The following is a 21,786-nucleotide window of genomic DNA, read 5'->3' on the forward strand; positions in this document are numbered from 1 at the left end:
TCGTTCCAAGCCTGACTTGACTGACGAAACACACGAAGAGGACTTCACCGTGATCGACAAGAATTTCCGTTTCAACCCGCTGACTGGCGCCATCCTGATGATGGCGCTTGGTGCATCGGGCACCCTCGCTGCCGCCCCGCAACTGCTGGTCAAGGAACCGACCCAGGCAGCAGCGGCCGGCGACGCATTCAGTAGCCGCCTGATCGTGCGCTACAAGGACAACACTGCCGCTGCGACCGATCGTGCCAGCAAGCTCGGCGCCGTGCAGGCCGCTGTCGGCCGCGTCGGTGCGAGCAGCGGCGCACGCGCCAGCGCAGCCGCCGCCAAGGCGACGTATGTGCGCAAGCTCGGCATCGGCTCGGACCTGATCAAGCTCTCCAGTACGCTGACCGCCGCACAGGTGGACAAGGTGGTGGTCGAGCTCAAGAACGACCCGTCCGTGGCCGACGTGCAGATTGATCGCATGCTGCGTCCGGTCGAAATCAAGAAGAGCCTGGCAGCGACCGATTTGAGCCCGCAACTGGTGCCCAACGACCCGCTGTACGCGCAGTACCAGTGGCACCTGAGCCACCCCAACGGCGGCATCAACGCGCCGGCCGCATGGGACCTCTCGCAGGGTGCCGGCGTGGTGGTGGCGGTGCTGGATACCGGCATCCTGCCGGGCCATCCGGATTTTGCCGGTAACCTGCTGCAGGGTTACGACTTCATCACCGATGCCGAAGTCTCGCGTCGCCCGACCGATGCCCGCGTGCCCGGCGCGCTGGATTACGGCGACTGGGAAGAAGCCGACAACGTCTGCTACGACGGCTCGGTGGCACAGGAAAGCTCCTGGCACGGCACCCATGTCTCGGGCACCGTGGCCGAGGCGACCAATAACGGAATAGGCATGGCGGGCGTGGCGCCGAAGGCGACCATCCTGCCGGTGCGCGTGCTCGGCCGTTGCGGCGGCTACACCTCCGACATCGCCGATGCGATCGTGTGGGCCTCCGGCGGTTCGGTGGATGGCGTGCCGGCCAACACCAACCCGGCCGAAGTCATCAACATGAGCCTGGGTGGTGGCGAACCCTGCGATCCGGCCACCCAGGTGGCGATCAACGGCGCGGTGTCGCGCGGCACCACCGTGGTGGTGGCGGCCGGCAACAGCGGCGAAGATGCGGCCAACCATTCGCCGGCCAGCTGCAACAACACGATCACAGTGGGCGCCACGCGCATCACCGGCGGCATCACCTACTACTCCAACTACGGCAGCAAGGTCGACCTATCGGGTCCGGGCGGCGGCGGTAGCGTGGACGGCAATCCGGGCGGCTACATCTGGCAGGCCGGCTACACCGGTGCGACGACGCCGACCTCGGGCACCTATACCTATATGGGCCTAGGTGGCACCTCGATGGCGTCCCCGCATGTCGCCGGCGTCGTGGCGCTGGTGCAGAGCGCGTCGATCGGTCTGGGCGATGGCCCGCTGACCCCGGCCGCGGTGGAAACCCTGCTCAAGCAGACCAGCCGTCGCTTCCCGGTGACCCCGCCGGCCAGCACCCCGATCGGCAGCGGCATCGTCGATGCCAAGGCCGCGCTGGAAGCAGTGCTGGTGGAACCCTGCGACCCGGCCACCGAGAGCTGCGCACCGACCGCCATCGCGCTGACCAACAAGGCGCCGTTGGCTGGGCTGAGCGGCGCTGCCGGCAGCTCCACGCTGTACAGCTTCGACGCCAAGGCCGGCGCCGTGCTCAGCTTCATGACCTACGGCGGCACCGGCGATGTGTCGGTGTACGTGAGCTTCGAAGCCGAGCCCACCGCTACCTCCTACGATGCCAAGTCGACCCGCCCGGGCAACAGCGAAACCGTGCGTTTCACTGCACCCAAGGCAGGCACCTACTACATCAAGCTGGTCGGTGCGAAGGACTACGCGAAGCTGACGCTCGTTGCACGACAGTAAGCGGTGAAATAGTGTGACCGATGCCCCCGGCCAATCACCGGGGGCATCGTTTTTCAGGGCGATTCAGATGGGTGCGGTTGATCGTCGCGGCAAACTGCTACAGTCGGCGCCGAACCAGTGGAGACGAGTGTGAACGCGGTTGCCGTCGATCCAATTGAGCATCGAAGTGCGGAGACGCGCATCGTCGAAGCGTTGCTTGAACGCCGTCGTCTGAAGGACACCGATCTGCTGCGCGCGCGCCAGTTGCAGACCGAATCCGGTATGGGCCTGCTGGCCTTGCTGGGCCGTCTGGGCCTGGTGTCCGAACGCGATCATGCGGAGACCTGCGCCGATGTACTGGGTCTGCCGCTGGTGGATGCACGCCAGCTCGGCGATACCCCACCGGAAATGCTGCCGGACGTGCAGGGGCTGTCGCTGCGCTTCCTCAAACAATTTCATCTATGCCCGGTCGGCGAACGCGATGGCCGGCTGGAGTTGTGGATCGCCGATCCCTTCGACGATTACGCGATCGACGCGGTGCGGCTTGCGACCGGCTGCCCGCTGTTGCTGCAGGTCGGCCTGCGCTCGGAAATCGATGACCTGATCGAACGCTGGTACGGCCAGGGCCGCAGCGCGATGGGCACCATCGTGGAAACCGCCGATGGCGATGCCAACAGCAGCGACGACATCGAAGCATTGCGCGATCTGGCCTCCGAAGCGCCGGTGATCCGGCTGGTGAATCTGGTGATCCAGCACGCGGTGGAACTGCGCGCCTCGGACATCCATATCGAACCGTTCGAAAGCCGGCTCAAGGTGCGTTATCGCGTGGACGGTGTGCTGGTGGAAGGCGAAAGCCCGCCGGCCAAACTCACCGCCGCGGTGATCAGCCGCGTCAAGATCATGGCCAAGCTCAACATCGCCGAACGCCGGTTGCCGCAGGACGGCCGCATCATGCTGCGCGTGCAGGGCAAGGAGCTGGATCTGCGCGTCAGCACCGTGCCTACCGCGCATGGCGAGAGCGTGGTGATGCGTCTGCTCGATCGCGAAACGGTGGTGTTCGACTTCTACAAGCTGGGCTTTACCGAAGATTTTCTGCCGCAGTTCCGCAAGGTGCTCGAGCAACCGCACGGCATCATGCTGGTCACCGGCCCGACCGGTTCTGGCAAGACCACCACGCTGTACACCGCGTTGAGCCAGCTCAACACCTCGGACGTGAAGATCATCACTGTCGAAGACCCGGTGGAGTATCAGATCGAAGGCATCAACCAGATCCAGGCCAAGCCGCAGATCGGGCTGGATTTCGCCAATGCGCTGCGCAGCATCGTGCGTCAGGATCCGGACATCATCATGATCGGCGAAATGCGCGATCTGGAAACCGCGCGCATCGCGATCCAGTCTGCGCTCACCGGCCATCTGGTGTTGTCCACGCTGCACACCAATAACGCGGCCGGCGGCATTACCCGCCTGCTCGACATGGGCGTGGAAGACTATCTGCTCACCTCCACCATCAACGGCATCCTGGCGCAGCGCCTGGTACGCAAACTCGACCTGCCCAGCGCCGAACGCTACCTGGCATCGCCGGAGGAGGTTGAGCGTTTCAACCTGCGCCGCCTGCAGCCGGAGGGCGAGATTTACCTGTATCGCCCGCGTGCCTCGGCAGCGGCGCCGACCGGCTATCTCGGCCGCACCACCATCGTCGAATTCCTGGTGATGAACGACGAGCTGCGGCGCGCGGTGATGCGCCGTGCCGGCATGGGCGAGATCGAGCAACTGGCCCGCAAGGCCGGCATGCGCACCATGTACGAAGACGGCTTGTCCAAGGCCTTGCGCGGCGAAACCACCATCGAAGAAGTGTTGCGCGTGACGGAGGATGCGTGAGAGTGAACGGAGCAACAGCGAGCATCGGATGCTCAGGATCGGAAGATAACCAGCGCAACGTCGTGGCAATGGATTGCGCACGCGCACATGTGCGCCCAATCGCGCCAACACAACGCAGCATCTCGCTTTTACCGATTCCCGATTCCCGATTCCCCAATCCCAGCTCCAACGCCTGATGCCCCTGTACCGCTACAAGGCGCTCGACGCGCACGGCGAAATGCTCGATGGCCAGATGGAAGCGGCCAGCGATGCAGAGGTGGTGCTGCGTCTGCAGGAGCAAGGCCATCTGCCGGTGGAAACACGCCTGGCCACCGGCGAAAGCGACTCGCCGTCGCTGCGCATGCTGTTGCGCAAGAAGCCGTTCGACAACGCCGCGCTGGTGCAGTTCACCCAACAGCTGTCCACGCTGATCGGTGCCGGCCAGCCGCTGGATCGTGCGCTGTCGATCCTGATGGATCTGCCCGAAGACGAAAAAAGCCGGCGTGTGATCGGCGATGTGCGCGACACCGTGCGTGGCGGCGCGCCGCTGTCCTCGGCACTGGAGCGCCAGCACGGGCTGTTTTCCAAGCTCTACATCAACATGGTGCGCGCGGGCGAAGCCGGCGGCAGCATGCAGGACACTCTGCAACGCTTGGCCGATTATCTGGAGCGCAGCCGTGCGCTGCGCGGCAAGGTGATCAATGCGCTGATCTATCCGGCGATTCTGCTGGCGGTGGTCGGCTGTGCGTTGCTGTTCCTGCTCGGTTATGTGGTGCCGCAGTTTGCGCAGATGTACGAAAGCCTGGATGTGGCCTTGCCGTGGTTCACGCAAGCCGTTTTGAGCGTGGGCTTGCTGGTGCGCGACTGGTGGGTGGTGTTGATCGTGGTGCCGGGCGTGCTCGGGCTGTGGCTGGATCGCAAGCGGCGCAATGCGGCGTTTCGTGCCGCGCTGGACGAATGGCTGCTGCGGCAGAAAGTCGTCGGCAGCCTGATCGCACGCCTGGAAACTGCGCGGCTGACGCGCACGCTGGGCACTTTGTTGCGTAATGGCGTGCCGCTGCTGGCCGCGATCGGCATCGCGCGCAATGTGATGTCGAATCTGGCGCTGGTCGAAGATGTCGACGCCGCTGCCGACGACGTCAAGAACGGCCACGGCCTGGCGATGTCGCTGGCACGTGGCAAGCGCTTCCCGCGGCTGGCTCTGCAGATGATTCAGGTGGGCGAAGAGTCCGGCGCGCTGGACACCATGCTGCTCAAGACCGCCGACACCTTCGAGCTGGAAACCGCGCAAGCCATCGACCGCGCCCTGGCCGCCCTGGTGCCGCTGATCACGCTGGTGTTGGCCTCGGTGGTTGGGCTTGTCATCATCTCGGTGCTGGTGCCGCTGTATGACCTGACCAATGCCATCGGATAACGTGGCGGTGGATTCACAACAACTTTCAGGTGACCGCACGACACCCATGCGGGAACCATTGCAATGCCCGCCGTGTCATCTTCTGGCGGCAGCATCTTTCATCGACGTGCAAGGAAATCGTTCATGATCAAGCGCTCCATTACCCGTAGTCCATCGCGTGCAGCCCAGGCCGGCATGAGCTTGCTGGAAATCATCATCGTCATCGTGTTGATCGGTGCGGTGCTCACCCTGGTCGGTAGCCGTGTGCTCGGTGGTGCCGATCGCGGCAAGGCCAATCTGGCCAAATCGCAGATCCAGACCCTGGCCGGCAAGATCGAGAATTTCCAGCTCGACACCGGCAAGTTGCCGGGCAAGCTCGATGAGCTGGTCACCCAGCCGGGCGGCAGCAGCGGTTGGCTCGGCCCGTACGCCAAGCCGGCCGAACTCAACGACCCGTGGGGCCACACCATCGAATACCGCGTGCCGGGCGATGGCCAGCCGTTCGATCTGATCAGCCTGGGCAAGGACGGCCGCCCCGGCGGCAGCAGTTACGACGCGGACATCAAGTACCAATAAGCCTTCCGCCATGCGCGTTGCGTGTCAGCCGTTGCGTCATCCGCATGGAGTGGTCGGCCCTGGTCGTCTCCGCACGCGTGGCAGTTCGTTGCTGGAAATGCTGCTGGTCATCGCCTTGATCGCGATGGCCGGCGTGCTCGCCGCTGCAGCGCTCAATGGCGGGATCGACGGCATGCGCCTGCGCACCGCCGGCAAGGCGATCGCCTCGCAGCTGCGTTACACCCGCACCCAGGCGATTGCCACCGGCACGCCGCAGCGGTTTCTGATCGATCCGCAGCAGCGCCGCTGGGAAGCACCCGGCGGCCATCACGGCGATCTGCCGTCGTCGCTGGAGGTGCGCTTCACCGGCGCGCGGCAGGTGCAGTCGCGGCAGGATCAGGGCGCCATCCAGTTCTTCCCCGATGGCGCCTCCACTGGCGGGCGCATCGACCTGCGCGTCAAGGACGCCACCTGGCGTGTGGACGTGGGCTGGATCACCGGCGAAGTGCGCTCTGGGCAATTGCGGACGCCGGCGCCATGAAGCGCCAGCGCGGTTACACGTTGATCGAGGTGATCGTCGCCTTTGCGCTGCTGGCATTGGCGTTGAGCCTGTTGCTGGGATCGCTGTCAGGCGCTGCGCGTCAGGTGCGCGCTGCCGACGAAAGCACGCGCGCCACGCTGCACGCGCAATCGTTGCTGGCCGCCCAGGGCATGGACAAACCGTTGGTGCCCGAGCAGCAACAAGGCACTTTCGAAGACGGGCATTTTCGCTGGTCGATGGATGTGCGCCCGTATGACGAACCGCGGCGCAATCCGCAGGCGCCGGTGTCCCCCGGCGCGCACACGCTGCTGCAATTGACCTTGGTGGTGCGTTGGGGCGAGCAGCCCAATCAGGTGCTGCAATGGCGCACTTTAAGGCTGGTCGCTGCGGCGCAGCCGGGTAGGGCCCCATGAGCCGTTCGCGCAACGCCGGTTTCACCCTGATCGAAGTGTTGCTGGCCACGATGTTGCTGGTGGGCGGGCTGGCATTGGCGTTCGCCACCTTGCGCTCGGCCAGTGCGGTGAGTCAGCGCGGCGAAGCGATCGCCCAGCGCAGCGAGCGCGTGCGCGCGGTGGAAGAATTCCTGCGTCGCCGGCTGGCGGCCGCGTTGCCGATTGCGATGGGCATCGACCCGCAAAGCCAGCAACCGATGTTGTTCATCGGCGAGCCGCAGCGCATGCGTTTTGCCGCCGATGTACCGGATTATCTGGGCCGTGGTGGGCCGTATCTGCATGATCTATCGGTGGCCGGCGATGGCGAGCAGCGCAATCTGTTGATTGCATTGACCATGCTGCAATCGGGCAAGTCGATCGAAGAGGGCACCACGCTGCCGCCGGAAACACTCGCCGAAGGCGTGCAGCAGGTGAGCTTTCGGTATCGCGGGATGGATCCGCAGAGCGGCCGCCTGAGCGCATGGTTGCCGCAGTGGGAATGGCACGACCGTCTGCCGTTGCTGGTGCGCATCGAGATCCGTAGCGGCGGTGCCGCCTGGCCGCCGCTGGTGGTGGCCTTGCCGCAATCCAGCAACCCGGGAGCGGGGCAATGAGCGCAATGCGCGGTGCCGCGCTGGTGTTGGTGTTGTGGCTGATTGCGCTGCTCACCGCGATGATCGGTGCATTCGCGCTGACCGCGCGGGTGGAAGCGCTGCAGGGCAGCATGCTGCGCAATGGCGCGCAGGCGCAGGAATACGCGCGCTCCGGGCTGGAATACGCACTGTCCCGCCTGCAAAGCACCGACACCCAGGCACGCTGGCTCGCAGACGGCCGGCGCTATCGTTGGCAGATGGACGATGCCACGGTGGAGATCCGCATTACCGACGAAAGCGGCAAGGTGGACTTGAACATGGCCGAGCCCGCGCTGCTGGCCGGCCTGGTACGCGCGGTCGGTGGCGAACAGGGCCGCGATACGCGCATTGCCGGTGCGATCGTCGACTGGCGCGATGGCGATTCGCTGAGCCAGCCCGGCGGCGGCGCGGAAGATCGCGATTATGCCGATGCAGGATTGCCGTACGGCGCAAAGGATGGCCCGTTCGAAACGCTAGGCGAGTTGCGCCTGGTGCTGGGAATGGATGGCGAGCTGTATCGCAAGCTGTTGCCCAACCTCACCCTGTACAGCGGACGCTCGCGCCCCGAAGCGCGCTTTGCGCCGGCCCCGGTGCTGACCGCGATGGGCCTGGATGCGCGGCAACTGCTGGCCCAGCGTGACGCGCCGCCGGGTTTGCCGGGCAGCGAGGCGACGGTCGGTGGGTCGGACACTTATAGTATCGAGAGCCGGGCGCGACTGAGTCAGGGACGCGAGGCTGTGTTGCGGGCGGTGGTCTCCACCAGTGCGTCCGCATTACCTGGGTCGGCATATACCGTGTTGCGTTGGGAAGAGGGAGCAGCAGTGCAATGACCGCATGGCGGGACACCTTGGGTCGTATCGGCGTACGCGCCATGCCGGGAGCCGGAGGCTTCTGGCGTTGGTGGCAACAATCGCTGCTGGCCTGGCTGCCGCAGCGCTGGCAATGGCAGTTGGGCCTGTCGCCGTCGCGGCTGTTGTTGCAGCCCGATGGGCAGGCGTTGCAGTTGCTGCGTCAGCGCGATCACAGCAGCGAGACCATCGCCAGCCTGCCGTGGCCTGTGCAGCCGCAGGAAGTCCATGCCTTGCTGCCGACCGCGCTGGAAGGCCTGCCGCGGCATTGGCTGCTGCCGGCCGCGCATGCCTTGCGCCGTCCGTTGCGCCTGCCTGCTGCGGCAGCGGCGCGCCTGCAGGATGTGGCGCGCTTCGAGATCGATCGGCAAACCCCGTTCACTGCCGACCAGGTGTACTTCGATGCGCGCGTGCTGGACGTGCGCGAAGACGGCCAGCTCGATGCCGAACTGGTGGTGGTGCCGCGGCGCCTGATCGATGGCCCGGACGGCGTGCCCGACGCATGGGCCAGCGCCTTGTCCGGCATCGATGTCGCCGATGCGCAGGGCCTGCCATTGGGCGTGAACCTGCTGCCGCCGGCACGACGGCTGCGGCGCAGCGACCCGATGCAGCGCTGGAATCTGTTGCTGGCCGCCGCCGCACTGGTGCTGCTGGCCGTGGCCGGCTGGCTGCTGCTGGACAACCGCCGCCAGGCCGCCGACGACTTGCGTGCCAAGGTGCAGGCCAACGCCGCACGTGCGCGCCAGGTCGCCGCCGAACGCCAGCAATTGCTGGATCTGGTCGAAGGGGCCAACTTCTTCCAGCAGCAACGCGCCACCCGCCCCACCTCGGTGGAAATCTGGGACGAACTGAGCCGGCGTCTGCCGGGCGGCACCTACCTGGAAAAATTCTCGGTCGAAGGTGGGCAATTGCAGTTGATCGGCTTGAGCAACGAAGCCTCCTCGCTGGTGCGGCGCCTGGAAGGCTCGCCGCTGTGGCGCACGCCCTCGCTGACCGGTGTGCTGCAGAGCGATGCCGGTCGCAACGTCGACCGCTTCACCATCACCGCCGAACTGGCCGGCCCCGATGCCAAGGAGGCGGCCGATGCCACGCAGCGTTAAGCGCGATCGCTGGATCGCTTTGGGCCTGCTGTTGCTGGTGATCGGCGTGGCCTATCTGGTGCTGGTGCACCCCTGGTTCACCCAGCCCATGATCGCGGTGCAGGACGACCTGCAAGCGCTGCGCGAGCGCGAGCTGCGCGTGCGCGTGCAACTGCAGCAGGCGCCGGAAGTCAGCAAACGGCTACGCCAAGCGCGCCAGACCCTGGAAAGCCGTCCGGGCTTCCTGCCGGAAACCTCGGCCGAACTGGCATCGGCCGGCCTGGTGCAGCGGCTGGAACGCGCCGTGGTGGAAGCCAGCCCCGGCAACCGCAGCTGCGCGATCAGCAATCGCTCGCCGCTGCAGCCGGAAAGCAAGGACCGCTTCACCCGCGTCGCGGTGCAGGTACGCCTGCGCTGCGGCACCCCGGAGCTGGCCTCGGTGCTGTACAGCCTGGAAAACGGCACCCCGCGCCTGTTCGTGGACAACCTCAACGTGATGGCGCAGCGCTACCAACTCTCGCCCAACGAAAGCGGCAACGGCCTGGACATTGCCTTCGAACTGGCCGGCTACCTGCGCCCCGGCGCCAGTGCCGCACCGTTGAACACCGACGCCGCGCCCGCCGCCCCCGACGCCGCGGAGGCCAGCAATGCGCCTTGACATGATCGGCCTGCGCACCTGGCTGCTGGCCACCGTGGTCGGCTGGGCGCTGCTGGTGTGCGTGCTGGCCGTGGCTGGCCTGGGCAAACGGGTGGAACTGCTGCCCGACGATCCGGCGCTGGTGCAGCGCCTGCCCACCCTGCCGGCACCGGCGCCGGAACGGCTGGGCGCGTTCGAGAAATATTCGGAAATCGCCGCACACCCGGCCTTCGCCGAAGATCGCCTGCCGCATCCGTTCTTCCTGTCCGGCAACGACGGCAGCGGCGCCGCATCGACGGTGCGGCTGACCGGCGTGCTGCTGACGGACAACTTCAAGATGGCCACGCTAACCCTGGACCCGCACGATTCGGTGCGGGTCAAACTCGGCGGCGATGCGGTCAAGGGCTGGCGCCTGCTGGCGCTGCAGCCGCGCAGCGCAACCATCGAAGGCCCGGGCGGCACCCAAACCCTGGAACTGCAGGTGTTCAACGGCCAGGGCGGGCAGCCGCCCACCGCCAATGCCGGCGCGCCGGCTGCACCCGGCGCCACGCCACCGTTGCCTTCGCCCGACGCCGCCGCGGTGCAGCCGCCGCAGCCCCAGCCTGCCACGCCTGCCCAGCAGCCCGGTGGACAGGCGCCGCCGACGGTGCCGCCGCAACGCAGCGACGGCGCCCAGGAAGCACCACGCCCCTCCGACGATCAGATGCGTGCCATCCGCGAACGCATCGAAGCCCGACGCCGCCAGCTGCAACAGCAGCGCCAGAGCGGCTCAACCCCCGGTCAGACCCAATGAGTGAACGCATGACGCCGCGCCTGTTCCCCGTGTCCCTGCTGATTGGCCTGTTGGCCGGTTGTGCCACCACTCCGCCGCCGGACGTACGCCGCGACGCGCGCCTGGATCCGCAAGTCGGCGCTGCCGGCGCCACCCAGACCGGCGCCGAGCAAGCTGCCGACGGCAACACCAGCGCCAAGCCGGTGCCGGTGATCCGTCGCGGCAGCGGCAGCATGATCAACCAGAGCGCGGCCGCCGCGCCGTCGCCTACGCTCGGCATGGCCAGCACCGGCAGCGCCACCTTCAATTTCGAAGGCGAATCGGTGCAGGCCGTGGTCAAGGCGATCCTGGGCGACATGCTCGGCCAGAACTACGTCATCGCCCCGGGCGTGCAGGGCACCGTGACCCTGGCTACGCCCAATCCGGTCTCGCCCGCGCAAGCCTTGAACCTGCTGGAAATGGTGCTGGGCTGGAACAACGCGCGCATGGTGTTCAACGGTGGCCGCTACAACATCGTGCCGGCCGACCAGGCACTGGCCGGCACCGTCGCACCCAGCACCGCATCGCCGTCGTCCGCGCGCGGTTTCGAGGTGCGCGTGGTGCCGTTGAAGTTCATCTCCGCCAGCGAAATGAAGAAGGTGCTGGAGCCGTACGCACGGCCCAACGCCATCGTCGGCACCGACAATTCGCGCAACGTGATCACCCTGGGCGGTACCCGCGCCGAGCTGGAAAACTACCTGCGCACCGTGCAGATCTTCGACGTGGATTGGCTGTCGGGCATGTCGGTGGGCGTGTTCCCGATCCAGTCCGGCAAGGCCGAAAAAGTCTCCGCCGATCTGGAGAAAGTCTTCGGCGAACAGAGCAAGACGCCCAGCGCCGGCATGTTCCGTTTCATGCCGCTGGAAAACGCCAACGCCGTGCTGGTGATCACCCCGCAGCCGCGCTATCTGGACCAGATCCAGCAGTGGCTGGACCGCATCGACAGCGCCGGTGGCGGCGTGCGGTTGTTCTCGTATGAGTTGAAATACATCAAGGCCAAGGACCTGGCCGACCGCCTGTCGGAAGTGTTCGGCGGGCGTGGCAATGGCGGCGACTCCAATGCCTCGCTGGCGCCCGGCTCGGAAACCAGCGTGCTTGGCGGCGTCGCCGGCAATCGCGACAGCAGCATGGGTGGCAGCTCCGGCACCACCGGCGGCAGCATCGGCGAAAGCAACGATGGCAGTTCGTCCGGCATCAGCTTCGGCGGCAGCAGTGGCAGTGGCAGCAGCAGTGGTGGCCTGGGCAACGGCAGCTTGCAGTTGTCGCCGCGCAGCAACGGCAATGGTGCGGTGACGCTGGAGGTGTCCGGCGACAAGGTGGGTGTCTCGGCGGTAGCCGAAACCAATACTTTGCTGGTGCGCTCCACGCCGCAGGCATGGACCTCGATCCGCGACGTCATCGAAAAGCTCGACGTGATGCCGATGCAGGTGCATATCGAAGCGCAGGTGGCCGAGGTGAATTTGACGGGGCAGCTTCAGTACGGTGTGAACTGGTATTTCGAGAATGCGGTAAATGCTGCGACGACTGCCGGCGGCGCTGGTTTACCGCCGGCCGCCGGCCGCAATATCTGGGGCGATATCGCGGGGACTGTCACTAATGGTGGCGTTGGCTGGACATTCCTAGGTAAGAATGCCGCAGCGGTTATCAGTGCGCTCGATCAAGTGACCAATGTGCGGCTGTTACAGACACCCTCTGTTTTCGTGCGCAACAACGCCGAAGCCACGCTCAACGTGGGCTCGCGTATCCCGATCAACTCAACTTCGATTAACACCGGTCTTGGCAGCGACAGCAGCTTTTCCTCGGTGCAGTACATCGACACCGGTGTGATCCTAAAAGTGCGTCCACGTGTGACAAAGGATGGCATGGTGTTCCTGGATATCGTGCAAGAAGTCAGTACGCCAGGTGCGCGGCCGGCAGCATGTACCTCGGACACCACCACGGCGGTCAACAGCGCTGCTTGTAACGTCGATATCAATACGCGTCGTGTAAAGACCGAAGCAGCGGTCCAGAGCGGCGATACTATGATGTTGGCTGGCCTGATTGACGACAGCACCAGCGACGGGAGTTCAGGTGTGCCGTTCCTCAGTAAGTTGCCTGGAGTAGGTGCATTATTCGGTAGGAAGACCCGCGAGACCAACCGCCGCGAAGTCATCGTGCTGATCACACCATCGATCGTGCGCAATCCGCAGGAAGCGCGCGATCTCACCGATGAGTACGGCGAGAAGTTCCGCGCCATGGATCCGCTTGATGCAGGCAAGAAACTAAGGTGAGTGCAGCGCTGCCCGTCGTGCTGGTGCCGGTCGGCACCGACGACGAGGCTCTGGATGCCTGCCTGGGCGCATTGAACGCCGCCACGCCAGCAGGCACGCGGGTGTGGCTGGCCGACGATGCGCAGGCTGGCCCGCGCGGCCGTGCCGTGATCGAACATTGGTTGGCGCGCACGCCGTTGCAGGCGCATCACACCCGCCGCCAGCGCATGCTCGGCGAGGTGGCGCATCTGGACGAAATGCTCAGTGGCTGCGGCGATGCCGATGTTGTGGTGCTGGGTGTGGATGCCTGCCCGTTGCCGGGGTGGCTGAATCAGCTCAACGCCTGCTTTGCGCGCGATGCGGCGATTGCCACCGCCACGCCCTGGAGCAATGTGGGCGAAGCCTGTGGCTGGCCGCGACTGGGCGAACTCAACCCCATGCCCGCCGCGCTGGACCGGCTTGCCGCCGCCTGCGCCGCAATGCCACCGCTGCACCCGGAACTGCCCTCGGCCACCGGCCACGCCGTGCTGCTGCGCGGCAGCGCGCGGCGCAAGGCCGGCGGCCTGGATGCCAGCAGTTATGGCTCGTGGTACGCCGCACTGGTGGATCTGAGCCTGCGCATGGGCGGGCTGGGATGGCGCAATGTGCTGTGCGAAACCGCCTTCGTCGCCTCGCCGCACGAAGGCCGCCCGGCCGATGGCGACATGGATGCACTGGCCACCCGCTGGCCGGCCTGGCACGCACGTCTGGCCAACTTCCTGATGCACGATCCACTGCGCGCGCAGCGCGATCAACTCGCACAACTGCTGGCCGATCTACCGCCGCCGGATCCACAACGCAGGCTATTTGACGCGTAGAACAGCTGCCAAAGCGGCATGCTCACCGCCAGGCGTGCGCAGCCGGTGTTCGGTGCAGCGTGTAGCAATCTTACAGTGCGGTTCGTTGAGCGCTATCCCCTGCAAGCTGACGACTGCTCGCCGTGCGGTGAGTGCAGTGGTGGCGTCGGGCGCATCCTGGTTGATGCCGTTGGAAGTTCAGGTCAAACGCGTCGGAAGTCCAGATCAAACGCGTCGGAAGTCCAGATCAAACGCGTCGGAAGTCCAGATCAAACGCTGAGTGGGTCGAGGGCGCAGTGCCCTCACCGCTCGCGGGACACGCCGTGAATCCGTCCGCGGAGGCTCGGTGGCGGCATCCATGCCGCCACACGGTCCCGCAAGCGGTGAGGACACCGCACCAGAAAGTTAGTCGGCTGCTTTGTTGAAAACATGCACACCGACCACCTCGACTAGTCCTTGCCCGCCCACCGTCGCGGGACCTTACGCGGCATGGATGCCGCAGAAGAGCCTACATGGACGTACTTGCGGCGTGTCCCGCGAGGGTGGGCGGGCAAGGGCCCTGCAGCCAGGCCGCAGATCAGCCGGCCTGCAGTGGACTGACATGACGTACATTTTGTTAGCCGCTCTTAAGAAGCCGACCGCGTCGGCGCCTCGGTGCGCACCACCACATCCAGTGCGTCGTGACGCCAGGATTCGATATCCAGCTCCACCGCTCGGCCGTCTTCGGCAAAGCTGACCCGCTGCAGCCGGAAGCACGGTGTACCGGTGGTGGATTGCAGCAACATGGCTTGCGTGGCATCCAGCCCGGCCGGGTGCATCGAGACGTGCGCGCGGCTCAGAAACAGGCCCAGTTTCTGGTTGAACACGCTGGACAGCGAACCGGCCAGATCATGTTCCAGCAAACCAGGCGCCCAGGCGGCCAGCACCACGTTGGTTTCCAGTAACACCGCGCGGCGGTCGATCCAGCGCCGGCGTTGCAGCACGAAGACCTCTTCGTACGCTGTTTCCAACCGCAATGCCGCAGCGAACGCGGCACCGGCTGCCTGCCGGGTGGCACTCAGCAGCTCGGTGCGCGGCTTGCGCCCTTGCGCCGCCACGTACTGCATGAAACCGGCGATGCTGGTGGGGTCGTAGCGCACGCGCGGTGCACTGACAAACCACCCACGACGGTTCTCGCGGTAAATGCGCCCTTCGGCTTCCAGCTGCTGCAAGGCCTCGCGCAAGGTGATACGGGTACAGGCGAAGCGCTCTGCAAGCTCGCGCTCCACCGGCAGGCGCTGGTCCGGGCCCCATTCGCCGGCGGCGATCTGCGCGGAAATGATTTCGGTGATGGCGTATTGGCGCGACACGCTCATGCGGCGATCCGCCGATGACGTACGCAGCACATGTGTGGTGCAGTGTGTTGAAAGAGATGCATGTTGCGATGGTAAAGAAGAACGCGCCCGCAAACCGTGCGTCGCTCAGGCAATCTCTGCCAGATTCCGGTTCTGTTGGATTTTCCAGCTGCGCCATCCATACACCGCTAGCAGCACGAAACCGGCGTAGAGCAGGGCAGTGGGGTATAGCGCTTTGCTGACGAACACGCCCACGTAAATGCAATCGAGCACGATCCACAGCACCCAGTTGGCGATGCGTTTGCGCGCGGCCCACACGCTGGCAACCAGGCTGAAGCTGGCCAGCGCCGCATCCAGCCACGGCAGCACAGCATCGGTGCGGTGATGCATGTAGGCGCCGAGCGCGGCGGCAAACAGTGCGCCGATGCCTAGCGACGCCCACAGCTCCGCGTGTGGCATCGGCAATGGGCGAATCCGCATGTCTGCGGCGGTTCCGCGCTGCCAGTGCCACCAACCGTACAGCTGGGTCAGCACGTAGACGCCTTGCAGCAGCATGTCCGAGTACAGCTTCCACTGATAGAACAGCCAGGCGTACAGCGCCACCGCCACGATGCCGACCGGCCAGCACCAGCGAATGCGCCGCGCGGTCAGCCAGACGCCGAGCAGGTTGATCACGACGGCGATGGATTCGAGCAGTGACATGCAAAGCCTGATGGAAAGTGGATCAGTGGCGGCAAGGGCGGAAGACGCAAATGCGACAGTGCGTGCAGCCGGTGGAGGTCGTTCACTGCGCGAATCGCAGCTGCAGTGCACACCAGGGTCAGATCACAGCTGCCCGCATGTCGCCAGAGAAAGACCCAAACCGACAACGCCGATGCTGTTCTCTTCCCGCGCCTGCGGAGCAAGCCGCCCGCAGGGCGGATGGGGGAGCACGTTTTTAAAAATCCACCTGCACCGTCAATCGCGCAGTGCGCGGCGCACTGGGGAACAGATACGCATCGCCCTGGTATTCACCGCTATCGCGCCAGTAGCGCTTGTCGAACACGTTGTCCACGTTCAAGCGCCAGGTCGTTGCCAAGCCGCCCAGTGCAGTGGCGTAGCGTGCGCCCAGATTGGCCACGGTATAGGCCGGCACGCTGGCATTGCCGAGGCGATCGGCGAACTTGCGCCCGCTGTATTGCGCGCCTGCCAGTAGTGCCAAACCATCGACACCGGGCACGCTGTAGTCGGCCTGCACGCTGGCGCGCAGCTTGGGCACGTTGATCGCCTGATGGCCTTCGTACTCGGCAATGTCGGTGTCTTCTGCACGCGCACGGATCGCCGCAACGCTGGCGAAGATGCGGAGTTGTTCGGTGGCTGCGCCGTCGGCCGACAGCTCCAGACCGCGATTGTGCAGGCGGCCTTGTTGCACATAGAGCAGGCCACCGTCGGCCTGCGGTTGGGTGAACTGGTAGGCCTGGCGGATGTCGAACAGTGCCGCGCCAAGACGCAGGCCATCTAGCTCGATCTTCGCGCCGGTTTCCAGCTGATACGCGTTGGTGGGCGGCAGGATTTCATCGGCATTGTCGGCAAACCATGGTGCGGTGCCGCCGGCTGCCAGGCTCTTGGCGTAGCTGGCATACAACGCCACCTGCTGCTGCGGCTTGAACAGCAGCGCCGCCTGCGGCAGCACTGCGTCCTTGCGCGTGCGCCGTTCCAGCAGCCCGTCGCGATCGAACGCGCGCTCGTCCAGCCGCACATAACGCGCGCCCAGCGCCAGCTCCCATTGCGAACCGAAGCCAATCCGGTCGGCCAACACCAGGGCACGTTGACGGCTATCCAGGCGGCGTTGCTTCGGGTCCAGTGCCACGTCGGTTTGTGCAAACACCTCCGGGTCGCGCTCGATGCTGCCGCTGCCGACGAATTCGTTGACCGAGCCGAAACGGTCGATGGTGCGGCGTAGCCAATCGCCGCCGATGCTCAGGCGGTGATCCAGCATGCCGGTGACCACATGGCCTTCCAATGTGGCGCGCAGTTGATCGTGCACGCGGGTGTCGTCGGGGCTGCGGTAGTCGTAGACGTCGTACTCGCCCTGCGCGCTGAAAAAGTTGGGCGTGACGATATCGGCGCAGCTGGCCGCGCCATAACAGCCCCAGGCAAACGCGGAGAAATCGTTGATCACCGAACGGCTGCGTGAGGCTTCTGCGGTGGCACGCCAGTTGTCGTTGAATTGATACGCGTAACGCAGCTGCGCATTGAGCGAATCCATTTCCACCGGCCGCGACCACGGTTGGTAGCCGAGCAGACGACGCACATCGATAGCGCGCGGCACCTGCGTGCCACCCAGCAGCTGGTAGCCGGGCACCGAGCGTTGCTGCCGATGCTGGTATTCCACATCCAGCTGCAGCAGCGATTGCGGGCTGATCTTCCAGTCGCCGGCCAGCGAGAGGAAATTGCGGTAGCCATCGGCATGGTCGACATAACTGTTGATGTCTTCGCGTGCGGCATTGACGCGCACACCCAGCGTGCGCTCGGCGCCGAACCAGTCGCCCAGATCGGCCGCGACATAGCGCGAGCCTTGCTCGTCGGTGCCCAGGGTCACGCTGCGCACATGCTCGGGCCGCTTGGTGCGGTAGTCGATCAAGCCGGCCGGTTCGTTGACGCCGGATTGCAGGCCGGCCAGGCCTTTGAGCAACTGCACTTGCTGCTTGTTTTCCAGCGCAATGGATTGCTCGCCCACCGCGCTCATGCCGTTGATGCGGTAGCTATTGGCAGCGTTGAGCGAATAGCCACGCACCACGAAGTTTTCGTAGTAGCCGATCGGCGCATACGCATCGCCTGCGGAGGCATCGGCGCGCAAGACTTCGCTGAGCACGCGGGCCTGACGATCGAGTAATTGCTGGCGATCGAACACCGCGATCGAGGCCGGTGCATCCAGCAGGCGCGTGGCACCGAATCCGGTCAATGCAGTGTTTGTGTCGGTACGTTCGCCACGTACGTTCACGGCATCCAGTTCGACCGCTGCATCGTCGGGTTGCTGCTGCGCCAACGCCGGTGTGGCGATGCACAGCGCCAGTGCAAGCGCGAGCAGGCGGCGAGAGGGCAGGGTGGTGCGGGACACAGGCATGCGCAGGACTCGAAAAGAAGAAAGAAAAACGCTCATGGCAAACGGCGCGCACGTGCGTGCAGGTGTTCGATCAGACGCTGACCATCGGCACTGGCAAACCAGTCCGCATGGCCAAGCAGATAACGGTGATAGGCGATGTCGGCGTTGCCGGACGAGCGGGTGATGCCGGCGAAGTACTCGATCTCGCTCAAGGCGAAATCTGCATGCACGATCGGCAGCAAGGCGGCGAGCAGGCGCAGTTGCGCAGCCCCCAGCGGGCAGTGCTGTGCGTACCCGTCCAGCAGTGCGTCGAGTTGGTCCAGCTGCGGTTGCGCGCGCTGTCCGTTATCCAGATTCAGCCACGGAATCAGATTGCGTTCGATCGTGGTGGCCAGATCGAACAGCGCAAAACTGCGATCGCACAGGCCGAAGTCGAATACCGCGCTGACCTCGGTGTCCCCGTCCTGCATGCGCCACAACAGATTGGAGGCATGCCAGTCGCCATGCGTCCACAGCGGCGGCATCGCCCCCGGTGCCGACAACAACGGCCATGCCTGTGCGTGCCAGCGCAGCAGGTGTGCGGCCAGATCGCTGCGCCACGGCCGCTGTTCAAAATCTGCGGCCAGGCCAGGGCGCGACAACAGTGCCTGTTCCAGTGCCTGGATCGGGTCTGCCTGCGCAAATACGCTGAAGTTGGCGACCAGTACGCTGGTGTCGCGCGGCGGCGCGTCGAATCCCTGTGCTGCCAGATGCAGGCGTGCCAAGGCAGCACCGGCTGCAAACGCATGCTGGTCGCTGTGGAACGCGGTCCACGACAACGCATCGCGATACAGATCGTCCCCGGCGCCGACGCGCTGCACTTCGTAGACCCAATCGCCTTGCGTCAATGCGGTGCGGCCCTGGGCATCGTGCAGCACCTCGACCACCGGCGCGCCGGCCCAGCGCAGATGCGCCATGAAGACGTGTTCCTCGCGCAGCGCAGCGACCGTGCGTACGCGGCAGTGGTGACGCTTGACGATCAGCGGGCCGGTTGCGGTGTCCACGCATGCAGCGGCGGAAAAGGGGCGTGCGCTATGCCAGCGGATCACCTCGCCACCGGCATGGCCGGACACGCGCTGCAACACGCGATGGATTTCGTCGGCGGTCAGCATCGGCCAGTCCGGCAGCGCCAATTCCAGGCTCATGCCATGCACCTGATGCTCGGTGCTCATGGGCACACGCTCGGAAAGAGAGCGCTGACAGGAAGCGTCAGTGGTATAGACCAAAAGAGCGAAGCCGATGCACCAGACCCGGCGCGCACGCCAGCAACGACACAGACGGCGCTGCCAGGCCGTCGTTGCATCGCGCGCGCCATCAGGCGGTCGCGATGCATGGATTGATAAGGCAGCGCAACACCGAAAGGTCGCTGGCCGTCATCTCATGGATCAGGTGTAGGGGGTGCGCCGCAGGCGGCGCTACCGAAAACCGCCTGGCGGCTTTCGGGCGCGCAGTATGCCTGCTCAAGCAGGCGGCCGTCATGCCGGCTTTGCAGCAGCGACGACGGCGATGGCGCTGCGCGGCCTTGGCACGGGATAATTGCCGGATGACGCCTGTCCAGATCGCCGCCGTTGTCGTTACCTATCAGAGCAGCAGCACCATCGATGCCTGCCTGTCGCGGTTGCGCGCGGCCGAGGGCATCAGCGAAATCCGGGTGGTCGACAACGCGTCCAGCGACGACACCCTGGAGGTCGTGCAGCGGCATGCGCTGGCCGATGCGCGGGTGCATTTCATCGCCAATCCCGACAACCCCGGCTTTGCGACCGCCTGCAATCAAGGCGCCCGCGACTCGCAGGCGCCCTGGCTGGTCTTCATCAATCCGGACCTGATGGTCGAACCCGACACCCTGGTGCAGCTGCGCGCACGCGCGGCCGGGCACCCGGCGGTGCTGTTGGGCGTGGAGCAGGTGGACGAACAGGGGCAGCCGGATGCCGCAGTGCGCCGCCGCGATCCGGACTTTGCCGCGATGCTGCGTGCACCGCGTGCCGCCGCCCAGCTGGCGGTGCCGGCCGACCCGGCGGTGGCCTTGCAGCCGGTGGACGCCATCTCCGGTGCCTTGATGCTGATGCAACGCAGCCTGTTCGACCGGCTCGACGGCTGGGATGGTGACTACCGCCTGCACGCCGAAGATCTGGACCTGTGCCGGCGCGCGCGCCAGGCCGGTGCGCTGGTCGCGGTGGCCAACGATCTGCAGGTGGTGCACGTGCGCGGCGTCTCCAGCCGGGCGCGGCCGTTCTTCGTTGAATGGCATAAGCACCGCGGGTTGTGGCGCTATTTCCGCAAGTTCGAGGCAGGTCAACGCAGGCTTGCGACCCGGCTGGGCGTCTGGCTTGCCATCTGGACGCACGCCGCCGTGCAGGTACCGCGTTTGTTGCAAAAGAGATGAGTTCGCTAGTGTTAAATTTGTGATAAATCAGTGATGGCGGCAGGCCGAAACTGTGATACGTTTCGCCTAGAAGTGTGATCAATCCCTAGCTTCCTGTCCCTTCCGGGTCCCCCATCAGGAATCGTACAAATGTCTTTACAGAACGACCCGCGCTTGCGGGTACGTCAGTCGTGCCTCGCCTTGCCGCAATCCGGCTCGGCTGCTTCACCGCCGCACCTCACCCGCAACCTCCGCCGTTTGCCGCTGGCATCTGCCTCGGCGCTTGCGCTGGGCTGTGCGCTGGCCGCGTTGCCAGGCACGGCGTTGGCCGGTGCCTGGACCCAGCCGCAGGGCGACACGCTGGTGATCGTCAAGGCGCTGCATAGCGATGGCACCGGTTGGTTCGACGACTCGCATCATCGTGGCGATTTCGGCAATAACGGGCGCAGCCGCCAGGATCAGCTCAATGTCTACGTCGAGCATGGCCTGAGCGACAAGCTGAGCTTCATCGGCAATTTCTATTTCACCGAAGTCGGTTTCAACAACGACGAACCGGTGAACGGTGCGCCCGGACGGGCACGTCGCAGCACCACCGGGTTTGCCGATCAGGAGATCGGCCTGCGCTACGCACTGCCAGGCGCGGCCGACGATGTCTGGCGTAGCTCGGTGCAGGCCCTGGTCAGCATCCCGGCCTATGGCCGTAGCAAGACCTATCACCCGAACAATCCTGGGCGCGACCCCGCGCTCGGCCTCGGCGACTACGGCCTGGAGCTGCGTTACAGCCGCGGCCGTGGTTACACGCTAGGCGGGCGCAACGGCTACGTCGATCTGGGTGGCGCGGTGCGCCTGCGCGGCAGTGCCGCTTCCGACGAAGTGCGGGTGGACGCGTCCACCGGCCTGAGCCTGACCCCGAGCTGGTTGCTGCTTGGCGAAGTCAACGTGATCCAGGGCCTGGGTAACGGGCGTAACGACGCGTTTGTCGTTGGTTCGACACCTGGCGATTCCGGCTTTGTCGCCACCGGCACCAACTACGACCTCACCAAGCTGCAGCTGTCCACGCTGTACACCGCGCCGGGCGGCAGCCAGTGGCAGGTGGGATATCAGCAGCCCGTCATGGGCCGCAACACCGGCGCCGCAGGTGGGCCATTCGTGGCCGCCTGGTGGCGGTTCTAAGGACGCCACGAC

Annotated in this window: 19 protein-coding genes; 15 read left to right on the forward strand and 4 right to left on the reverse strand. The window is 65.5% G+C overall.

The genetic code is table 11. The features are described from left to right. Positions 1-49 precede the first annotated feature (49 nt). The 13 genes from ABS769_RS07895 (at position 50) to ABS769_RS07955 (ending at position 13,802) form a co-directional block, all read left to right on the forward strand. Positions 50-1,933, forward strand: a complete 1,884-nt coding sequence (locus tag ABS769_RS07895) for a S8 family serine peptidase (RefSeq protein WP_317060108.1) — start codon at positions 50-52, stop codon at positions 1,931-1,933. Positions 1,934-2,062: 129 nt separating this feature from the next. Continuing rightward, a complete protein-coding gene (gspE, locus tag ABS769_RS07900; protein ID WP_317059981.1) occupies positions 2,063-3,790 on the forward strand; it encodes a type II secretion system ATPase GspE in 1,728 nt (575 codons plus the stop codon). Positions 3,791-3,965: 175 nt separating this feature from the next. Further along, positions 3,966-5,183, forward strand: coding sequence for a type II secretion system protein XpsF (gene xpsF / locus ABS769_RS07905; RefSeq protein ID WP_023902633.1), 1,218 nt, complete (start codon positions 3,966-3,968; stop codon positions 5,181-5,183). Between the two features lie 123 nt (positions 5,184-5,306). Then, positions 5,307-5,738: a type II secretion system major pseudopilin GspG gene (gspG, locus tag ABS769_RS07910; RefSeq protein WP_317059980.1), complete on the forward strand. Its 432-nt coding sequence runs from the start codon at positions 5,307-5,309 to the stop codon at positions 5,736-5,738. Between the two features lie 10 nt (positions 5,739-5,748). Next, a complete protein-coding gene (gene xpsH / locus ABS769_RS07915; RefSeq protein ID WP_317059979.1) occupies positions 5,749-6,258 on the forward strand; it encodes a type II secretion system protein XpsH in 510 nt (169 codons plus the stop codon). After that, positions 6,255-6,671 (forward strand): type II secretion system protein XpsI, encoded by a 417-nt coding sequence (xpsI, locus tag ABS769_RS07920; RefSeq protein WP_317059978.1) that lies wholly within the window; start codon positions 6,255-6,257, stop codon positions 6,669-6,671. Before xpsH ends, xpsI begins: the two co-directional genes overlap by 4 nt. Next, a complete protein-coding gene (locus ABS769_RS07925) occupies positions 6,668-7,303 on the forward strand; it encodes a type II secretion system protein J (protein ID WP_317059977.1) in 636 nt (211 codons plus the stop codon). The genes xpsI and ABS769_RS07925 overlap by 4 nt, the downstream gene beginning before the upstream one ends. Then, positions 7,300-8,151, forward strand: a complete 852-nt coding sequence (locus ABS769_RS07930; protein ID WP_046344329.1) for a general secretion pathway protein GspK — start codon at positions 7,300-7,302, stop codon at positions 8,149-8,151. The genes ABS769_RS07925 and ABS769_RS07930 overlap by 4 nt, the downstream gene beginning before the upstream one ends. Next, positions 8,148-9,269 (forward strand): PilN domain-containing protein, encoded by a 1,122-nt coding sequence (locus ABS769_RS07935; protein WP_039518936.1) that lies wholly within the window; start codon positions 8,148-8,150, stop codon positions 9,267-9,269. Before ABS769_RS07930 ends, ABS769_RS07935 begins: the two co-directional genes overlap by 4 nt. Continuing rightward, positions 9,253-9,906 carry a type II secretion system protein GspM gene (gene gspM, locus ABS769_RS07940; RefSeq protein ID WP_016901906.1) on the forward strand — a complete coding sequence of 218 codons (654 nt, stop codon included), beginning with the start codon at positions 9,253-9,255 and terminating at the stop codon, positions 9,904-9,906. The genes ABS769_RS07935 and gspM overlap by 17 nt, the downstream gene beginning before the upstream one ends. After that, positions 9,896-10,678, forward strand: a complete 783-nt coding sequence (gene xpsN, locus ABS769_RS07945; RefSeq protein WP_317059975.1) for a type II secretion system protein XpsN — start codon at positions 9,896-9,898, stop codon at positions 10,676-10,678. Before gspM ends, xpsN begins: the two co-directional genes overlap by 11 nt. Continuing rightward, positions 10,675-12,966, forward strand: coding sequence for a type II secretion system secretin GspD (gspD, locus tag ABS769_RS07950; RefSeq protein ID WP_317059972.1), 2,292 nt, complete (start codon positions 10,675-10,677; stop codon positions 12,964-12,966). The genes xpsN and gspD overlap by 4 nt, the downstream gene beginning before the upstream one ends. Continuing rightward, a complete protein-coding gene (locus ABS769_RS07955; RefSeq protein WP_317059970.1) occupies positions 12,963-13,802 on the forward strand; it encodes a glycosyltransferase family 2 protein in 840 nt (279 codons plus the stop codon). The genes gspD and ABS769_RS07955 overlap by 4 nt, the downstream gene beginning before the upstream one ends. A gap of 605 nt (positions 13,803-14,407) precedes the next feature. On the opposite strand, the gene ABS769_RS07960 is transcribed toward ABS769_RS07955, so the two are convergent. The 4 genes from ABS769_RS07960 to ABS769_RS07975 form a co-directional block, all read right to left on the reverse strand. After that, positions 14,408-15,136, reverse strand: a complete 729-nt coding sequence (locus ABS769_RS07960; protein ID WP_006450725.1) for a UTRA domain-containing protein — start codon at positions 15,134-15,136, stop codon at positions 14,408-14,410. Positions 15,137-15,241: 105 nt separating this feature from the next. Next, entirely contained in the window at positions 15,242-15,817 is a 576-nt protein-coding gene (pnuC, locus tag ABS769_RS07965) for a nicotinamide riboside transporter PnuC (protein WP_317059969.1), read from the reverse strand. A gap of 235 nt (positions 15,818-16,052) precedes the next feature. Continuing rightward, entirely contained in the window at positions 16,053-18,221 is a 2,169-nt protein-coding gene (locus ABS769_RS07970; RefSeq protein ID WP_317059968.1) for a TonB-dependent receptor, read from the reverse strand. Positions 18,222-18,253: 32 nt separating this feature from the next. Continuing rightward, entirely contained in the window at positions 18,254-19,411 is a 1,158-nt protein-coding gene (locus ABS769_RS07975; protein WP_317059967.1) for a phosphotransferase enzyme family protein, read from the reverse strand. Positions 19,412-19,782: 371 nt separating this feature from the next. Between ABS769_RS07975 and ABS769_RS07980 the strand changes: the two genes are divergently transcribed. Beyond that, on the forward strand, positions 19,783-20,622 hold the full coding sequence (locus ABS769_RS07980; RefSeq protein WP_317059966.1) for a glycosyltransferase family 2 protein: 840 nt from the start codon (positions 19,783-19,785) through the stop codon (positions 20,620-20,622). Between the two features lie 129 nt (positions 20,623-20,751). Then, positions 20,752-21,774, forward strand: coding sequence for a hypothetical protein (locus ABS769_RS07985; protein ID WP_317059964.1), 1,023 nt, complete (start codon positions 20,752-20,754; stop codon positions 21,772-21,774). The last annotated feature ends 12 nt before the right edge of the window (positions 21,775-21,786 follow it).

Source organism: Xanthomonas hortorum, from assembly GCF_040279205.1.
Classification (GTDB): domain Bacteria; phylum Pseudomonadota; class Gammaproteobacteria; order Xanthomonadales; family Xanthomonadaceae; genus Xanthomonas; species Xanthomonas hortorum_F.